This window comes from Mesorhizobium sp. B2-3-2 (assembly GCF_006442295.1).
Classification (GTDB): domain Bacteria; phylum Pseudomonadota; class Alphaproteobacteria; order Rhizobiales; family Rhizobiaceae; genus Mesorhizobium.
In genome coordinates, this window is record NZ_VFWA01000016.1 from 79,363 (window position 1) to 96,694 (window position 17,332).

At 64.3% G+C, this 17,332-nt stretch carries 15 protein-coding genes; all 15 read left to right on the forward strand.

Annotated features, from left to right (window positions below; genetic code table 11):
• The first annotated feature begins 134 nt into the window (after positions 1-134).
• The 15 genes from mraZ (at position 135) to ftsA (ending at position 17,306) form a co-directional block, all read left to right on the forward strand.
• Complete coding sequence (mraZ, locus tag FJ964_RS25910; RefSeq protein ID WP_140495198.1) at positions 135-593, forward strand: division/cell wall cluster transcriptional repressor MraZ; 459 nt, start codon at positions 135-137, stop codon at positions 591-593.
• Positions 590-1,621 carry a 16S rRNA (cytosine(1402)-N(4))-methyltransferase RsmH gene (gene rsmH, locus FJ964_RS25915; RefSeq protein WP_140553098.1) on the forward strand — a complete coding sequence of 344 codons (1,032 nt, stop codon included), beginning with the start codon at positions 590-592 and terminating at the stop codon, positions 1,619-1,621. The genes mraZ and rsmH overlap by 4 nt, the downstream gene beginning before the upstream one ends.
• A 3-nt stretch (positions 1,622-1,624) precedes the next feature.
• On the forward strand, positions 1,625-2,020 hold the full coding sequence (locus FJ964_RS25920) for a hypothetical protein (protein ID WP_140553099.1): 396 nt from the start codon (positions 1,625-1,627) through the stop codon (positions 2,018-2,020).
• Positions 2,017-3,726 carry a penicillin-binding protein 2 gene (locus tag FJ964_RS25925; RefSeq protein ID WP_140553101.1) on the forward strand — a complete coding sequence of 570 codons (1,710 nt, stop codon included), beginning with the start codon at positions 2,017-2,019 and terminating at the stop codon, positions 3,724-3,726. The genes FJ964_RS25920 and FJ964_RS25925 overlap by 4 nt, the downstream gene beginning before the upstream one ends.
• A gap of 54 nt (positions 3,727-3,780) precedes the next feature.
• The gene (locus FJ964_RS25930) at positions 3,781-5,235 is read left to right on the forward strand and encodes a UDP-N-acetylmuramoyl-L-alanyl-D-glutamate--2,6-diaminopimelate ligase (protein ID WP_140553103.1); all 1,455 of its coding nucleotides are present in this window, start codon (positions 3,781-3,783) and stop codon (positions 5,233-5,235) included.
• Positions 5,232-6,689, forward strand: coding sequence for a UDP-N-acetylmuramoylalanyl-D-glutamyl-2,6-diaminopimelate--D-alanyl-D-alanine ligase (locus FJ964_RS25935; protein ID WP_140553105.1), 1,458 nt, complete (start codon positions 5,232-5,234; stop codon positions 6,687-6,689). The genes FJ964_RS25930 and FJ964_RS25935 overlap by 4 nt, the downstream gene beginning before the upstream one ends.
• Before the next feature lie 25 nt (positions 6,690-6,714).
• Positions 6,715-7,797 (forward strand): phospho-N-acetylmuramoyl-pentapeptide-transferase, encoded by a 1,083-nt coding sequence (mraY, locus tag FJ964_RS25940; protein WP_140495211.1) that lies wholly within the window; start codon positions 6,715-6,717, stop codon positions 7,795-7,797.
• Positions 7,798-7,804: 7 nt separating this feature from the next.
• The gene (murD, locus tag FJ964_RS25945) at positions 7,805-9,205 is read left to right on the forward strand and encodes a UDP-N-acetylmuramoyl-L-alanine--D-glutamate ligase (RefSeq protein WP_140553106.1); all 1,401 of its coding nucleotides are present in this window, start codon (positions 7,805-7,807) and stop codon (positions 9,203-9,205) included.
• Positions 9,205-10,356, forward strand: a complete 1,152-nt coding sequence (gene ftsW / locus FJ964_RS25950; RefSeq protein ID WP_140553108.1) for a putative lipid II flippase FtsW — start codon at positions 9,205-9,207, stop codon at positions 10,354-10,356. Before murD ends, ftsW begins: the two co-directional genes overlap by 1 nt.
• 1 nt (position 10,357) lies before the next feature.
• Positions 10,358-11,485 carry an undecaprenyldiphospho-muramoylpentapeptide beta-N-acetylglucosaminyltransferase gene (murG, locus tag FJ964_RS25955; protein WP_140553110.1) on the forward strand — a complete coding sequence of 376 codons (1,128 nt, stop codon included), beginning with the start codon at positions 10,358-10,360 and terminating at the stop codon, positions 11,483-11,485.
• Positions 11,482-12,882 carry a UDP-N-acetylmuramate--L-alanine ligase gene (murC, locus tag FJ964_RS25960; protein ID WP_140553111.1) on the forward strand — a complete coding sequence of 467 codons (1,401 nt, stop codon included), beginning with the start codon at positions 11,482-11,484 and terminating at the stop codon, positions 12,880-12,882. Before murG ends, murC begins: the two co-directional genes overlap by 4 nt.
• Positions 12,879-13,844 (forward strand): UDP-N-acetylmuramate dehydrogenase, encoded by a 966-nt coding sequence (gene murB, locus FJ964_RS25965; RefSeq protein WP_140553113.1) that lies wholly within the window; start codon positions 12,879-12,881, stop codon positions 13,842-13,844. The genes murC and murB overlap by 4 nt, the downstream gene beginning before the upstream one ends.
• Before the next feature lie 302 nt (positions 13,845-14,146).
• Positions 14,147-15,073: a D-alanine--D-alanine ligase gene (locus FJ964_RS25970; protein WP_140553114.1), complete on the forward strand. Its 927-nt coding sequence runs from the start codon at positions 14,147-14,149 to the stop codon at positions 15,071-15,073.
• Complete coding sequence (locus tag FJ964_RS25975; protein WP_140553116.1) at positions 15,061-16,002, forward strand: cell division protein FtsQ/DivIB; 942 nt, start codon at positions 15,061-15,063, stop codon at positions 16,000-16,002. The genes FJ964_RS25970 and FJ964_RS25975 overlap by 13 nt, the downstream gene beginning before the upstream one ends.
• On the forward strand, positions 15,999-17,306 hold the full coding sequence (gene ftsA / locus FJ964_RS25980; RefSeq protein WP_140553117.1) for a cell division protein FtsA: 1,308 nt from the start codon (positions 15,999-16,001) through the stop codon (positions 17,304-17,306). The genes FJ964_RS25975 and ftsA overlap by 4 nt, the downstream gene beginning before the upstream one ends.
• Positions 17,307-17,332 lie beyond the last annotated feature (26 nt).

Consider the following 17,332-nt stretch of genomic DNA (forward strand, 5'->3'; position numbering starts at 1 on the left):
GGCAGTCGCGGCGGCTGCGCGTTTGCTGGTTTTCGCCCCTGTCACGGTGGCGGGTTCAGGGCAGGGAACGCGTAGCGGTGGCGCGTGCAACACGACGAAGAGGGGTGCGGCGGCGCAAGCTGCTGTGACGTGGGATGGACCGGTTTCTTTCGAACACGGTGAGCAGGATCGATGCGAAGGGGCGGGTGTCCGTTCCTGCGCATTTTCGCGCCGTCGTTCAGAAACGCGGCTATTCGGATCTCTACGCACTGCGCTGCCTGGATCTGCCGGCCATGGATGTCGGCGGGCCCGATCTGCTCGACCGCTACGAGCAGCGCATCGCGCTCGAGGATCCGTTCCAGCAGACGGCGGACGACATGTCGTTCTTCTGCCATGGCGACGGAACATTCCTGAAGCTGGACCAGGATGGTCGCATCACGATCAGCGATTTCATCCGCGAGCATGCCGGCCTTTCGGCCGAAGTAGCCTTTGTCGGGCGGGGCAATTTTTTTCAGATCTGGGAGCCGGGACGGCTTGCGGCCTATGGAGCGCAAGCGCGGGCCCGGCTTTTGCAGCTTCGGCAGGGGACGAAGCCTGGGGAGCGACCGGAATGACGGTGGGCCACGGCGATGATATCAACGCCGTTGGCGGACCGGCCCGCCACATTCCGGTCCTCCTTGCCGAAGTGTTGCAGGCGCTCTCGCCGGCGGAAAGGGACGTCATCGTCGACGGCACGTTCGGCGCTGGCGGCTACACCAGGGCCATCCTGGCGGCCGGCGCGTCCGTGGTTGCCATCGACCGCGATCCGGATGCCATAGCGGCCGGTCGCGATCTCGAAGCGCAATCGGGCGGCCGCCTGAGACTGGTGCAGGCGCCGTTCTCGACGCTGGACCAGCAAGTCGAAAGTGCCGACGGTGTCGTGCTCGACATCGGCGTTTCCTCGATGCAGCTCGACCAGGCGGAGCGCGGGTTTTCGTTCCGCACCGATGGGCCTCTCGACATGCGCATGGCGCAGGCGGGCCTCAGCGCCGCAGATGTCGTCAACAACTTCAAGCCGGGCGACCTTGCCCGCATCTTCGGCTTCCTCGGGGAGGAGCGCCACGCCGGGCGCATCGCGCGCATGATCGAAGCGCGTCGCGAAAAGCGTCCATTCGAGCGCACGCTGGAGCTTGCCGACGCCATCGAGACGCATATCGGCCGGGCGCCGAAGGACAAGATCCATCCCGCCACGCGCGTCTTTCAAGCGTTGCGCATCTTTGTCAATGACGAGCTCGGCGAGTTGGCCAAGGCGCTGTTCGCCACCGAGCGGGCGCTGAAGCCGGGCGGACGGCTTGCAGTGGTGACATTCCATTCGCTGGAGGACCGCATCGTCAAGCGCTTCATTGCCGATCGCTCCGACGCCGCGAGCGGCTCGCGCCACATGCCGGAGGCACGGGCACGCAGCGCCACCTTCAGCAAGTCCGGCGGCGGCGTGACACCGGGTGATGCCGAGACTGCGGCCAACCCGCGCGCCCGCTCGGCAAGGCTGCGCGCCGCCATCCGCACCGATGCGCCGGCGCGTGCTGGCGATTTTTCGATTTTCGGCCTTCCAAAACTTCCCGGCCCAAAACTTCCTGGCATCGAGCGGCCGGGGGAGAGGTAGCACGTGTTTCGTTCCAGCGACATCGTCCTCATCGCCGTCATGGTCTCGGCGGCGGCCCTGACCTACAAAACCAAGCGCGAGGCCGAGGACCAATTGGCAGCCGTGCAGAAGATTCATGCTGAGATACGCTACGAGGAGGACACGATCGACCTGCTCAAGGCCGACTGGAGCCTGCTCACCCAGCCATCGCGGCTACAGAAGCTCGCCGAACTCTACAAGTCGCAGCTTGAACTGGAGCCGGTCAGCGCGCACCAGATCGTCGGCCTCGGCGACCTGCCGGCCAAAGCCCTCGACATCCAGGACATCCTGAACGGGCGCCAAGGCGGCATGGCAGACAATTCCGGCCACACCCCCTCGGACGGCAAGGATCCCATCGTGACCGGAGGCATCGCCCAATGATCGGCAAACTGCTGAAACGTCGCCCCAGGGCCAGCGAGGACGGTTCGATCGTGGTCGATGGCGCCCGCAAGGCGACCGGAGGCAAGGGCAAGGCGCGCATCGTCATGACGATGGCGGTGTTCTTCGGTATCTTCTCGATCATTTCCGGGCGGCTGGTCTATCTCGGCTTCCAGACCCCCGACATGTCAGGCGGCCCGCAGAGCCGGGTGACGGCCTCGCGGCCCGACATTGTCGACCGCAACGGCGAGGTGCTGGCGACGGACATCAAGACGGCATCGCTGTTTGCAGAGCCGCGCCGCATCGTCGACGCCGACGAGGCGATCGAAAAGCTGTCGACGGTGCTGCCGGAGATCGATTACGAGCAGACCTACCATAAGCTGAAGAGCGGCGCCGGCTTCGTCTGGCTGCAGCGGCAGCTGACGCCCAAGCAGCAGGCCGACATCATGCAGCTCGGCATTCCCGGTTTCGGCTTCCGCACCGAGAAGCGCCGTTTCTATCCGAGCGGGGAAACCTCATCTTACATTGTCGGCCTGACCAATATCGACAATCAAGGCATTTCCGGCATGGAGAAATATATCGATGAGCAGGGCCTGAGCGACCTGCAGGCGTCGGGCCTGGCGGTGGCCAAGGATCTCAAGCCGGTGAAGCTCTCGATCGATCTGCGCGTCCAGCATGTGGTCCGCGACGAGATTGCCGCCGGCCTGGAGCGCTATCGGGCCATGGGCGCGGGCGCCGTCGTGCTCAACGTCAAGACCGGCGAAGTGGTGGCCATGGCCTCGGTGCCGGATTTTGATCCGAACAATCCCTACAATGCACAAGACAAGGACCGGCTGAACCGGATGTCGGCGGGACTCTATGAGATGGGCTCGACCTTCAAGAGCTTCACATCAGCCATGGCGCTCGATTCCGGCAAGGCGACGATGGCGAGCCGCTTCGACGCTTCGCATCCAATCCGGGTTGGGCATCAGGCCATTCACGATTTCCACGGCAAGAACCGTGTGCTGTCGTTGCCGGAGGTGTTCCTCTATTCGTCCAACATCGGGTCGGCCAGGGAGGCCGAACTGGTCGGCATCGAGGCGCATCGCGAATTCCTGCATCGTCTTGGCATCTTGGACAAGATGCAGACCGAACTGCCGGAAGTCGCCCGTCCGACTGAACCGAAGGTCTGGAAACAGGTCAACTCGTTCACCATCGCCTTCGGTCATGGCGTGTCGACAACGCCGTTGCAGGCGGCTGTGGGCTGCGCGGCGCTGATCAATGGCGGATATCTGATGGAGCCGACATTCCTGGTCCGCAGCCAGCAGGACGCGATGGCGGCGGCCAAGAAAGTGGTAGCCGACAAAACGGTCAAGGGCATGCGCTATCTCTATATGCTCAACGCCGAGAAGGGCTCGGCCAGAAATGCCAGGGTTCCCGGCTACCGCGTTGGCGGCAAGACCGGAACAGCCGAGAAGGTCATCAATGGCCGCTACTCGAAGGAGTTGAATTTCAATACGTTCGTCGCCGCATTCCCAATGGACGATCCGCAATATCTCGTGTTTACGATTGCCGATGCTCCGCACCCGGAAAAGCCGGGCATGACGGACGTCGCGGCCGCGAATGCCGGGGTCATGGCCGGCAATATCATCAGGCGTTCTGCGGCCATGCTTGGCGTGAAGCCAGATTTCAGCCATGAAAATGGTGCAACGCTGGTTTCCTATCAATGATTCTCAGGGCGCGCCGGCAACTGCGCGCTATTTTGTTGCGGTGAACGGAACTCGATGAAGCTCAAAAATCTAACCGGTATCCTGCCAGTCGAAGGAACAGCTTCCGCCGATCTGGAGGTTACCGGCATCTCGTCGGATTCCCGCCAGGTAAAACCCGGTGTCGTCTTTTTCGCGCTCGCTGGAAGCAAGGCGGATGGCACCGCCTATGCCGCGGACGCCGCCGCACGAGGGGCTGCCGCGATCGTCGCGGGCAAGGACAACGCCCTTGGCGGACTGCCGGTTCCAGTGTTGGCCGTCGATGACCCGCGCCTGGCGCTGGCCCTGAGCGCGGCCCGTTATTTCGGCAAACAGCCGCAGACGATGGTGGCGGTCACCGGCACCAGCGGCAAGACCTCGGTCGCCGCTTTCGTCAGGCAGATCTGGGAGCAGGCCGGCTTTGCGGTGGCCTCGATCGGCACCACCGGCGTGGTGGCGCCGGGCCGCAACGATTATGGCTCGCTGACGACGCCAGATCCGGTCGCCTTGCATCAGCTGTTGCGTGAACTGGCGGACGCCGGCGTCACCCATGCCTCCATGGAGGCCTCCAGCCATGGTCTCGACCAGCGCCGTCTCGACGGTGTCAGGCTGGCCGCCGGCGGCTTCACCAATCTCGGCCGCGACCACATGGACTACCATCCGACGGTCGAGGACTATCACCGAGCCAAGCTGCGTCTGTTCGACGCGCTGCTGCCGAAGGGCGCGCCGGCCGTGATCTTCGCCGACGATCCGTGGTCGGCGCCAACCATCCAGGCGGCGAAGGCCGCAAGGCTCGACGTGCTGACGGTCGGCCGCCATGGCGATTTCCTGACGCTGAAGCGGGTCGAGCATGAGCGCCACCGCCAGCGTGCCGAGGTCGAGGCCGACGGGATGCTCTACGAGATCGACCTGCCGCTGGCCGGCGATTTCCAGATAGCCAACGCGCTGGTTTCGGCCGGTCTTGCCATCTCCACGGGAACGCCAGTCGCCAAGGCCTTGAAGGCATTGGAGAAACTCAAGGGCGCGCCGGGCCGACTCGACCTTGTCGGGACCACTGCAAATGGTGCGCCGGTCTATGTCGATTATGCGCATAAGCCTGACGCGCTGGAAAACGTGCTTGCCTCGGTACGCCCGTTCACCACCGGCCGGATCATCGTCGTGTTCGGCTGCGGCGGCGACCGTGATCGCGGCAAACGGCCGATCATGGGCGAGATCGCGACGCGGCTCGCCGACGTCGTCATCGTCACCGACGACAATCCGCGCTCGGAAGTGCCGGAGACGATCCGGGCCGCGATTCTTGCCGCCGCTCCCGGCGCGATCGAGATCGGTGACCGGCGCGCGGCGATCCACGAGGCCGTCGCCATGTTGCATGCCGGGGACACGCTGATCGTGGCCGGCAAGGGCCATGAGGAAGGCCAGACGATCGGCACCGAGACCCTGCATTTCTCCGACCACGAGGAAGTCCGTGCCGCGCTGCTGGAGCGTGCCGCATGAATTTGCTGTGGACATCCGAGGCGCTGGTCGCCGCGATGGACGGACGACCGATCGGGCCGATGCCGGACGGCATATCGGGCATTTCGATCGACAGCCGCAGCCTTCAGCCGGGCGACGCCTTCTTCGCCATCAAGGGCGAGGCGATGGACGGCCATGATTTCGCGACCGCCGCCATCAAAGCCGGAGCCGGCGTGCTGGTCGTGGCCGAAGGCAAGCTGCCGTCGCTTGGCCGGCTGACGGCGCCGATGATCGTCGTCGAGGACGTGCTGGTAGCGCTGGAAAAGCTCGGTGTCGCATCGCGCGACCGTTCCCAGGCCAAGACCATCGCGGTGACCGGTTCGGCGGGCAAGACGACTACCAAGGAAGCGCTGCGCCACGTGCTGTCGGCGGTCGGCAAGGTGCATGCCTCGGCGCAGTCGTTCAACAACCATTGGGGCGTGCCGCTCACCTTGGCGCGCATGCCGGCCGATTGCGACTATGCCGTGTTCGAGATCGGCATGAACCATCCCGACGAGATCAGGCCGCTGGTCAAGATGGTAAGACCGCATGTCGCCATCGTCACCATGATCGCGGCGGCGCATCTCGGCTTCTTCCGCAATCTGGACGAGATCGCCAAGGCGAAGGCCGAGATTTTCGAAGGGCTGGAACCCGGCGGCGCGGCGATCCTCAACCGCGACGACGCGCGTTTCAAGCTTCTCGACAAGATGGCGCACGCCGCCGGCGTCGAGCATGTCTATGGGTTCGGCGAGAACGCGCGCTCAACCTTCAGACTGGTCAAATGCGAGATCCATGCCGATCATTCCGACATTGCCGCCAGGATCGGCGGTCACGAGGTGACGGCTCGCATCGGCGCGCCCGGCCGCCACATGGTGCAGAACATTCTGGCGGTCCTCGGCGCGGCCCGTCTGGTCGGTGCCGATCTCGACAAAGTTGCCCTGGCGCTGGCCGATCTCTCGGCCGAGCGCGGCCGTGGCAAACGCCATGTGCTGCGTCATCCCGGGGGCTCGACTTCGAGCCATCCCGGTGGACCGATCACGCTGATCGACGAAAGCTACAACGCCAACCCCGCCTCGATGGCGGCCGCCATGGCGCTGCTCAACGCGACGCCGGTGACGGGCGAAGGCCGCCGCATCGCCGTGCTGGGCGATATGCTGGAGCTCGGCGAGCATTCGGCCAAGCTGCATGCTGCACTTGCCGGTCTTATCGTCGGCACCGGCACGCAGACCGTTTTTCTCGGCGGTCCGGAGATGCGGGCGCTGGCGGAAGCTCTGCCGGGCGAGATCAGAACGGAATACCGCGCCAACGTCGAGGAATTGAAGCCGGTGCTGTTTGCCGCACTGAAGCCAGGCGACGTGGTGATGATCAAATCGTCGAAGGGCATCGGCTTTGCAAAGCTGGTCGATGCGTTGCTGGGCAAGTTCCCGGCTGAAGCGACAATCGGCAAACAGACCTAAGGTCAAGTCGGGGACGAAAAAGCGCATGTTCACACTGCTCGTCGATTTCGCGGACAAGATCTCGGTCTTCAATGTCTTCCGCTACATCACCTTCCGCACCGGCGGGGCGTTGATCACCTCGGCGCTGATCGTCTTCATCTTCGGGCCGACCATCATCAATTCGCTCAGGCTGCGCCAGGGCAAGGGCCAACCGATCCGCGCCGACGGGCCGCAGACGCATTTCAAGAAGGCCGGCACGCCGACCATGGGCGGACTGATGATCCTGTCCGGCATCATCGGCTCATCGCTTTTGTGGGCCAATCTGTCGAGCATCTATGTCTGGGTGGTGCTGCTGGTGACGCTGGGCTTCGGCTCGATCGGCTTCTACGACGATTATCTGAAGGTGACGAAACAGTCGCATCTCGGCTTTTCCGGCAAGGCGCGGCTGGCACTCGAATTCGTCATCGCCGGCATCGCCGCCTGGGCGATCATGCATAACGGCCAGGCGCCGTTCTCTTCGTCGCTGACATTCCCCTTCGCCAAGGAATTCCTGATCAATCTCGGCTGGTTCTTCGTTCCGTTCTCCTGCTTCGTCATCGTGGGAGCGGGCAATGCGGTGAACCTCACCGACGGCCTGGATGGCCTGGCGATCGTGCCGATCATGATCGCGGCGGCGTCCTTCGGCGTCATTGCCTATCTCTCCGGCAATGCCGTGTTCGCTGAATATCTGCAGATCCATTTCGTGCCCGGTACCGGCGAACTGGCCGTGGTGCTTGGCGCGGTCATCGGCGCCGGCCTCGGCTTTCTCTGGTTCAACGCGCCGCCGGCGGCGATCTTCATGGGCGACACCGGTTCGCTGGCCATGGGCGGGCTGATCGGCACCGTTGCGGTCGCCACCAAGCACGAGATCGTGCTGGTCATCGTCGGCGGGCTGTTCGTGGTCGAGATCCTGTCCGTCATCATCCAGGTCGGCTACTTCAAGATGACCGGCAAGCGTGTGTTCCTGATGGCGCCGATCCACCATCACTTCGAAAAACTCGGCTGGACCGAAAGCCAGGTGGTGATCCGTTTCTGGATCATCGCCGTCATCCTGGCGCTGGTCGGCCTTTCCACCCTCAAGCTCAGATAGGCCTCCCGTGATTCCCGCCGCATCTTTCGCAGGCAAGCGTGTTTCGCTCTTCGGGCTCGGCGGCTCGGGGATCGCGACCGCGCGCGCGCTGATCGAGGGCGGGGCCGAGGTGCTGGCTTGGGACGACAATCCCGACAGTGTCGCCAAGGCGGCGGCCGACGGGATTTCAACCGGCGACCTGCGCGCAGCCGACTGGGCCCGGTTTTCCGCTTTCGTGCTGTCGCCCGGCGTGCCGCTGACGCATCCCAAGCCGCACTGGACGGTGGAACTGGCGCGCGGTTCGAGTGTCGAGATCATCGGCGACGTCGAGCTTTTCTGCCGCGAGCGAATGCTGGGCGCGCCGACGGCGCCGTTCATTGCGATCACCGGCACCAACGGCAAGTCGACGACGACCGCGCTCACGGCCCATATCCTCAAGGCTTCCGGGCGCGATACGCAGATGGGCGGCAATATCGGCCGTGCCGTGATGACGCTCGATCCGCCGCAACCCGACCGTCACTATGTCGTCGAATGCTCGTCCTACCAGATCGACCTCGCGCCCTCGATCGACCCGACTGCCGGCATCCTGCTCAATTTGACGCCGGACCACCTCGACCGTCACGGCACCATGCAGCATTATGCTTCGATCAAGGAGCGACTGGTTGCCGGCAGCGAAACCGCGATCATCGGCATCGACGATTCCTGGTGCGCGCAGATCGCCGAACGTCTGGAGCGGGCTGGGCGGCACGTCATCCGCATTTCCAAGCGGCTGCCGCTGACCGACGGCTATTTCGCCGACGGCACCGATCTGATGGAAGCCGTGCATGGCCGCTACAGTCGGGTTGCCTTCCTCGAAGGCATCGGCTCGCTGCGCGGGCAGCACAATGCGCAAAACGCGCTTGCCGCGGTCGCCGCCTGCCTCAAGGTCGGGCTCGACCTCGGCGAGATACAGTCCGGGCTGGAAAGCTTTCCGGGACTGGCGCATCGCATGGAGCAGGTCGGCCGCAAGGGTCACGTGCTGTTCGTCAACGATTCCAAGGCGACCAACGCCGATGCGGCGGCCCCCGCGCTGTCGAGCTTCAGCCGCATCTACTGGATCGCCGGCGGCCTGCCCAAGGAAGGCGGCATCGAGCCGCTGCGCGGCTTTTTTCCGCGTATCGCCAAGGCCTATCTGATCGGCGAGGCAGCGCCGGCCTTTTCGGCGACGCTGGGCGAGGCGGTGCCGTATGAGATATCGGGCACGCTTGCCGCGGCGGTCGCGCATGCGGCGCACGACGCGGCCCAGGACGATGGCGGCGAGGCGGTGGTGCTGTTGTCGCCGGCCTGCGCCAGCTTCGATCAGTTCAAGAATTTCGAGGTCCGCGGCGAAGCCTTCAGGCAAGCTGCGAATGCTATCGAGGGCGTCAAACCCATCGGAGGGGCACGATAATGCAGAGCCGTCTCGACAAAAGCCCGGTTGCGACCTGGTGGTGGACCATCGATCGCTGGTTCCTGGCGGCGTTCCTGTCGCTGATGGGGCTGGGCATAGTCTTGTCCTTCGCCGCAAGTCCCGCGGTCGCCGAACGCATCGGCCTCGACAGTTTCCATTTCGCCACCAGGCAGATCATCTTCACCGTGCCGGCGCTGGGCGTGATGCTGGCGGTCTCCTTCCTGGACTCCAGGGAGATCCGCCGCATGGCGCTGATCATGCTGTGCCTGATGCTGGTGCTGATGGTGGCGGTGCTCTACATCGGCGTCGAGGTGAAGGGCGCGCGGCGCTGGGTGTCGCTTGCCGGCCTGTCGATCCAGCCCTCCGAGTTTTTGAAACCCGCCTTCGTCATCATGTGCGCCTGGCTGTTCGCCGAACACAAGCGCCAGCCCGACATTCCGGGCAATCTCTTTGCCATGCTGCTATTGGTGCTGGTCGTATCGCTGCTGGTGGCGCAGCCGGACCTCGGCCAGACCATGCTGACGACCGGCACCTGGGGCATCATGTTCTTCATGGCGGGGCTGCCATGGCTGTGGATCGTCGTGCTGGGTGCCGCCGGCGTCGGCGGCGTCTTTGCCGCCTATACGGTGTTTCCGCACGTCGCTCTGCGTATCGACAAGTTCCTCACCGGCGAAGGCGACACGTTCCAGGTCGATATGGGCCGCGACGCATTGATCAATGGCGGCTGGTTCGGCGTCGGGCCGGGCGAGGGCACCGTCAAACGGGTCATCCCCGACAGCCATGCCGACTTCGTCTTTTCAGTCGCGGGCGAGGAATTCGGACTGATCATGTGTTTCTTCATCATGTCCATCTTCGCCTTCATCGTGCTGCGCGGCCTCAACACGGCGCTGAAGGAGCATGACGATTTCACCCGCTACGCGGTTGGCGGCCTCGTCACCGTGTTCGGCCTGCAGGCAGTCATCAACATGTGCGTCAACCTGCAACTCGTGCCGGCCAAGGGCATGACGCTGCCGTTCATCTCCTATGGCGGCTCTTCGCAGATTGCCATCGCCATCTCGATGGGAATGGTGCTGGCGCTGACGCGCAAACGGCCGGAAAAGCGCAAGCAGGTTGGCTTTGCCTTGCCGCTGCGCGCCATGCCGGCGGAGTGACATGGCCAGAGGCATCATCCTTCTCGCGGCGGGCGGAACCGGCGGACATCTGTTTCCGGCGGAAGCGCTGGCGCATGAGTTGAACGCGCGTGGCTGGACGGTGCATCTGGCGACCGACGACCGCGCCGAGCGCTTTGCCGGCCACTTCCCGGCTGCCGCCGTCCATCCGATCGGGTCCGCGACGCTAGGTTCGAAAAATCCTGTTGCCCTGCTTGGCGCCTTCTGGAAAATCTGGCGCGGCGTGCGCCAGGCATCCGCCATCATCGGCAGGATCAAGCCCGATGCCGTGGTCGGCTTTGGCGGCTACCCGACCTTGCCGCCGCTCTACGCCGCGACGCGGCGCAAGGTGCCGACGCTGATCCACGAGCAGAACGCTGTGATGGGACGCGCCAACCGGGCGCTGGCCAGCCGCGTCGATGCGATTGCAGGCGGCTTCCTGCCGCAAGACGACAGCCCGGTCGGCGCCAAGACGGTGACGACAGGCAATCCGGTTCGCCCACAGGTGCTCGAAGCCGCAAAGACCGCCTACGTTGCCTCGGCCGGGGATGATCCCTTCCGCCTGCTGGTATTCGGCGGCAGCCAAGGCGCCCAGTTCTTCTCCGATGCGGTCCCGGCGGCCGTCGCTTTGCTCCCCGAGGCACTCCGCAAGCGGCTGGTGATCACGCAGCAGGCGCGGGCCGATGATGTCGGGCGGGTGAAGGCGGCCTATGCAGCGCTCGGCGTCGGTGTCGAGGTCTCGCCTTTCTTCAGCGACATGGCGGCGCGCATAGCGGCCGCACAGCTGGTGATGTCGCGCTCAGGTGCCTCGACCGTGTCGGAAATCGCCGTCATCGGCCGACCGGCGCTGCTGGTGCCCTATCCCTATGCGCTCGATCACGACCAGGCCGCGAACGCAGCCGCTCTTGCGGCCGCCGGCGGTGGCGAGGTGGAGCCGCAATCCTCGCTTTCGCCCGAGCGCATCGCGGCGTTGATCGGCGCCCTGATGGACGATCCCGAACGGCTCACGGCAATGGCTGCCGCGGCGAAGTCGGTCGGCAAACCGGACGCCGCGCGGTTGCTCGCCGATCTCACAGAGGCTATTGCGTCCCGCAAAACCGTTTCGGATTTCAGGAAGGGAACGCCCGCATGAAGATGCCGCAGACCATAGGCCTCGTGCATTTCATCGGCATTGGCGGCATCGGCATGAGCGGCATCGCCGAAGTGCTGCACAATCTCGGCTACAAGGTGCAGGGGTCCGATCAGGCCGACAGCGCCAATGTGCAGCGGCTGCGCGACAAGGGGATCGAGTGCTTTGTCGGCCACAGGGAAGAAAACCTCGGCGATGCCGAAGTGGTGGTCGTCTCGACGGCTATCAAGAAATCCAACCCCGAACTGAAGGCGGCCAGGGAGAAATTGCTGCCGATCGTGCGCCGCGCCGAAATGCTGGCCGAACTGATGCGCTTCCGCCAGGCAGTGGCGATCGGCGGCACGCACGGCAAGACGACGACGACCTCGATGGTGGCGACGCTGCTCGAAGCCGGCGGGCTCGATCCGACCGTCATCAATGGCGGCATCATCAACGCCTATGGCACCAATGCGCGCATGGGGGACGGCGAGTGGATGGTGGTCGAAGCCGACGAGAGCGACGGGACCTTCCTCAAGCTGCCGGCCGATATCGCCGTCGTCACCAATATCGATCCCGAACATCTCGATCACTACGGCAGTTTCGACAAGGTGCGCGAAGCCTTCCGCCAGTTCGTCGAGAACGTGCCGTTCTACGGCTTTGGCGTCATGTGCACCGACCACCCGGAGGTGCAGGCGCTGGTCGGCCGCATCGAGGACCGCCGCGTCATCACCTATGGCGAGAACGCGCAGGCCGACGTGCGCTTCGCCAACCACCGCATGGCCGGCGCGACCTCGGAATTTGATGTGGTGATCCGCGACCGCAAGGGACGCGGCCAGACGACGATATCGGATCTGCGCCTGCCGATGCCCGGTCGCCACAACGTTTCCAACGCGACGGCGGCGATCGCGGTGGCGCATGAGCTCGGCCTGTCGGCCGAGGCGATCAAGAAAGGCCTGTCGTCCTTCGCCGGCGTCAAGCGCCGCTTCACCCGCACCGGCTCCTGGAATGGCGTCGAAGTGTTCGACGATTACGGCCACCATCCGGTCGAGATCGCGGCGGTGCTGAAAGCCGCGCGCAGCGCCACCAAGGGCCGCGTCATCGCCATTGCCCAGCCGCACCGCTTTACCCGGCTGCATGATCTGTTCAATGAGTTCTCCGCCTGCTTCAACGACGCCGACACGGTGATGGTGGCGCCGGTCTACGCCGCCGGCGAGGAGCCGATCGAAGGCGTGACCTCGGATGCGCTGGTGTCGCGCATCCGCGCCGGCGGCCATCGCGACGCGCGCTACATCGAGGGTCCGGAGGCAATAGCGCCTGTTATCCGTGATCTGGCCAGGCCTAGCGACTTCGTCGTCTTCCTCGGCGCCGGCAACATCACGCAATGGGCCTATGCGCTGCCCAAGGAACTGGCCGTGTCATGATGCAGGGCCAGGCGCTGATCGACAGACTTGGCGGCCGGCTTGCCGGCCTGCGCGGCCGCATCACGCCGAATGCCGAGATGGACAAGATCACCTGGTTCCGCGCCGGAGGACTGGCCGAGGCGCTCTTTCAGCCAGCGGACGAGGCGGATCTCGCTGCTTTCCTGAAAGCGGTTCCCGAAGAGATACCGCTCACCATAGTCGGCGTCGGCTCGAACTTGCTTGTGCGCGATGGCGGTATTCCGGGCTTCGTCATAAGGCTGTCGGCCAAGGGGTTCGGTGAAACCGAAATTGTTTCGCCGACATCGATCAAGGCTGGCGCGGCCACGCCCGACAAGCGCATCGCGGCAGCGGCGCTGGAAGCCGGCATCGGCGGCTTCCATTTCTACCACGGCATACCGGGCGCCATCGGCGGGGCGCTGAGGATGAACGCCGGCGCCAATGGTGTCGAGACGCGCGAGCGCGTCGTCGAGGTGCGTGCGCTCGACCGCAAGGGCAACGTCCGGACGCTGAGCAATGCCGATATGGGCTATGCCTACCGGCATTCGTCGGCACCGTCCGGGCTGATCTTCACCTCGGCGATTTTCGAGGGCTTTGCCGAGGACAAGGCCGTGATCAAGGCCGCGATGGACGCGGTGCAGAACCATCGCGAGACGGTGCAGCCGATCCGGGAGAAGACCGGTGGCTCGACATTCAAGAATCCTGAAGGCACCTCAGCCTGGAAAGAGATCGACAAGGCAGGGTGCCGCGGCTTGCTGATCGGCGGCGCGCAGATGTCGCCCATGCACTGCAATTTCATGATCAACACCGGGACGGCGACCGGCTACGAACTCGAATATCTCGGCGAAACGGTGCGCGCTCGGGTGCTCGAACATTCCGGCATCCGACTGCACTGGGAGATCAAGCGCATCGGGGACTTCCGCCCCGGACACGCCGTGCAGGAGTTTCTTGGACAACTGCTCTAGCCGCGGTTGAAGTTCATGTGACGCATGAACTTCAACCGGTCCGGAACGACCTCGCGACCGTTGCTCCAAAGACTCAACAGCACGGTTTTCGCATCCATTTTCTCAGAAAGTGAATCTCTCGGAATCATAAGCACTTGCCAGTGAATCAACTCTCTGATTCTCTGCTCCAAAGCGTTTCCTGATTTGAGTCGTTCGACGCGTTTTCCCGCGTTTTCCGTCTGGGGGGCAACCTGCCGGGAGACTCGGACTCAATGTTGCGGAAATCTTGGTTTTTGATCCGCCGTGAGAGGGGATGACGGGGAATGAAAAACAAGCATGTGGCCGTCCTGCTGGGTGGTTTCTCGTCCGAGCGGCCTGTGTCCCTGTCTTCGGGAAAGGCCTGCGCCGATGCGCTTGAGACGGAAGGCTATCAAGTCACGCGCGTCGATGTCGGGCGCGACGTCGGCTCCGTGCTTGCTGATCTCAGGCCTGATGTCGCCTTCAATGCGCTGCATGGTCCTTTTGGCGAGGATGGCACCATTCAGGGCATTCTCGAATATCTCGGCATTCCCTACACCCATTCCGGCGTGCTCGCCTCGGCGCTTGCGATGAACAAGGAGCAGTCGAAGAAAGTCGTGAAATTGGCCGGCGTCCCCGTCGCCGAATCGAAGGTCGCCAATCGCTTCGCCATTCAGAACAGCCATCCGATGAAGCCGCCTTATGTGGTGAAGCCGGTCAATGAGGGGTCGAGCTTCGGCGTCGTGATCGTGCATGAGGGGCAGTCGCATCCGCCGCAGGTCATCGGCTCGTCCGAGTGGAAATATGGCGATACCGTCATGGTCGAGCGCTACATCCATGGGCGCGAGCTGACCTGTGCCGTCATGGGCGACGTGGCGCTTGGCGTCTGCGAGATTATCCCGACGGGCCATTCGTTCTATGACTACGATTCAAAATATGTCGCGGGGGGATCAAAACACGAATGCCCCGCAAAAGTTTCACCGAATATTTACCAAAAAATACAGACACTGGCGCTCAAGGCTCACCAAGCTGTCGGCTGTCGGGGCGTTTCCCGGTCGGACTTCCGTTATGACGATCGTCACTCCGAAAATGGCGAGGTTGTATGGCTCGAGGTCAATACCCAGCCGGGCATGACGCCGACGTCTCTGGTGCCTGAAATCGCCGCCCAGGCAGGGCATTCGTTCGGCGATCTGTTGAGTTGGATGGTGGAGGACGCTTCGTGTCTGCGTTGAAGTGGGGGCAGGGCAAGGGGAAGGGCGCGGCCGGGCCGGCGCTGTTCGGCCTGCCATTGTCATCAGGCCATTTCGTGCTGCCGCGCGTGCTTCGCCGCCCGGTGCGTATCCTGGCGCGCCTGGGCGAAGGCGAGTTCCAGGCGCCGCGCTTCTCCGCCGCGCTCATGTCGGCCGTGCTCATTTTTTCGAGCGGCGCCTATGGCGCCTATCTCGGCGGTCACGCCGACGGCATCGTCCAGAGCATCACCGCCCGCACCGGCTTCGCCGTCGACCAGGTCAAGGTTGTCGGCAATCGCCAGACGTCCGAGATCGATATACTCGACAGGCTCGAACTCGATGGCTGGACGTCGCTGATCGGCTTCGATGCCGAGGCGGCACGGGAACGCATCGCCACCTTGCCCTGGATCGAGGTCGCCGCGGTGCGCAAGGTCTATCCGCACACGTTGGAGGTGCGCGTCGAGGAGCGTCAGGCGTTCGCGCTTTGGCAGCAGGGCAGCGATCTCTCCGTCATCGAAAAAGACGGTGCCGTTATCGCGCCGTTCTCGGGTGGCAAGCAGGTGCTGCTGCCGTTGCTGATCGGAGCCGGCGCGCCGGCCAAGGCACCGGAATTTCTGGCGAAAATCGAAAAATACCCGGATCTCGTGACCCGCATCAGGGGCTATGTCCGTGTTGGCGATCGGCGCTGGGACCTGAAGCTGGACAATGGCATCACCGTCAAGCTCCCCGAGGATGGCGAGGATCAGGCACTCGCCGAGCTCGTCGGCATGGATCATGACAAGGGGCTGTTGTCGCGCGACATCGCCGCCGTCGACATGCGGCTGTCCGACCGGCTGGTCGTGCAACTGACGCCGGAGGCGGCGACCCAGCGCGAAGCCGCGCTCAACGAAAAACCAAAGGCGCTGAAGCGCAAGCCGGAGACGAAGATATGAGCTGGCTTGGCGGTTCAGGCGATGCCTCGTCGCGCCGCTCCGGCACCTTGACGGTGCTGGATGTCGGTTCGAACAAGGTCTGTTGCATGGTGGCGAAGCTGAAGCCATGCGATGACGGCAAGCTGCTGCGCGGACGCTCGCACCGCATCCAGGTGATCGGCATCGGACACCAGAAGTCGCAGGGCGTCAAATCGGGCGTCGTCATCGATCTCGACCGTGCCGAACATGCCATTCGCCTCTCCGTCGACGCCGCCGAGCGCATGGCGGGGCTGACGGTCGATTCGCTGATCGTGAACATGACTGCCGGCCGGCTGAAGAGCGAAGCCTTCTCGGCTACCATAAACCTCGGCGGCCATGAGGCCGACGAGGCCGACATCAAGCGGGTGCTCGGTGCCGGCGCCAAGCAGGCGCTGAAGACCGAGCGCGAGGTGGTCCATTCGCTCCCCGTCGGCTTCTCGCTCGACGCTGAGCGCGGCGTGCGCGATCCGCGCGGCATGGTCGGCGACACGCTTGGCGTCGACATGCATGTGCTGACCGGCGACGCCGCTCCGATGCGCAATCTGGAGCTCTCCATCAACCGCTCGCATCTTTCGGTCGAGCGCATGGTGGCGACGCCCTATGCCAGCGGGCTGGCGGCATTGGTCGACGACGAACTGGAACTGGGCGCCGCCTGCATCGATATGGGCGGCGGCACGACGACGATCTCGGTGTTTTCGGAAGGCAAGTTCGTCCATGGCGACGCCATCGCCATCGGCGGCAACCACGTCACGCTGGACATGGCCAAGGGACTGTCGACCTCGCTCGATGCCGCCGAGCGGCTCAAAGTGATGCACGGTTCGGCGTTGCCCGGCAGCGCCGATGACCGCGACCTGGTCTCGATCCAGCCGATCGGCGACGAGGGCGAAGTGCCGCTCCAGATTCCGCGCTCCGTCATGACGCGCATCGTGCGCGCCCGCATCGACGAGACGCTCGAGCTTTTGCGCGACCGGCTGAACAAGTCCGGCTACGGCAATGCGGTGGGCAAGCGCGTGGTGCTGACCGGCGGCGCCAGCCAGCTTGCCGGCCTGCCGGAAGCGGCGCGCCGCATCCTGGGACGCAATGTGCGCATCGGCCGCCCGCTTGGCGTGGCGGGCCTGCCCGAAGCGGCGAAGGGGCCGGCCTTCTCGGCGGCCGTCGGCTTGTTGATCTACCCGCAGATGGCGAGCTTCGAGAGCCATCCGGCGAAAGGAATTTCCGGTCTCAGGATGACCGGAACGGGCGGAAAACTGCATCGCATGAGTCAGTGGTTGAGAGACAGTTTCTAATTGACGGGGACAGCCCCATAAGTGGC

Bases quoted from the DNA above. Each gene is read 5' to 3' on its own strand.
- murG (WP_140553110.1), top strand. From the start codon at position 10,358: ATGGCCAGAGGCATCATCCTTCTCGCGGCGGGCGGAACCGGCGGACAT.
- FJ964_RS25935 (WP_140553105.1), top strand. From the start codon at position 5,232: ATGAATTTGCTGTGGACATCCGAGGCGCTGGTCGCCGCGATGGACGGA.
- rsmH (WP_140553098.1), top strand. From the start codon at position 590: ATGACGGTGGGCCACGGCGATGATATCAACGCCGTTGGCGGACCGGCC.
- mraY (WP_140495211.1), top strand. From the start codon at position 6,715: ATGTTCACACTGCTCGTCGATTTCGCGGACAAGATCTCGGTCTTCAAT.
- mraZ (WP_140495198.1), top strand. From the start codon at position 135: ATGGACCGGTTTCTTTCGAACACGGTGAGCAGGATCGATGCGAAGGGG.
- murC (WP_140553111.1), top strand. From the start codon at position 11,482: ATGAAGATGCCGCAGACCATAGGCCTCGTGCATTTCATCGGCATTGGC.
- ftsA (WP_140553117.1), top strand. From the start codon at position 15,999: ATGAGCTGGCTTGGCGGTTCAGGCGATGCCTCGTCGCGCCGCTCCGGC.
- murB (WP_140553113.1), top strand. From the start codon at position 12,879: ATGATGCAGGGCCAGGCGCTGATCGACAGACTTGGCGGCCGGCTTGCC.
- ftsW (WP_140553108.1), top strand. From the start codon at position 9,205: ATGCAGAGCCGTCTCGACAAAAGCCCGGTTGCGACCTGGTGGTGGACC.
- FJ964_RS25970 (WP_140553114.1), top strand. From the start codon at position 14,147: ATGAAAAACAAGCATGTGGCCGTCCTGCTGGGTGGTTTCTCGTCCGAG.
- FJ964_RS25930 (WP_140553103.1), top strand. From the start codon at position 3,781: ATGAAGCTCAAAAATCTAACCGGTATCCTGCCAGTCGAAGGAACAGCT.
- FJ964_RS25925 (WP_140553101.1), top strand. From the start codon at position 2,017: ATGATCGGCAAACTGCTGAAACGTCGCCCCAGGGCCAGCGAGGACGGT.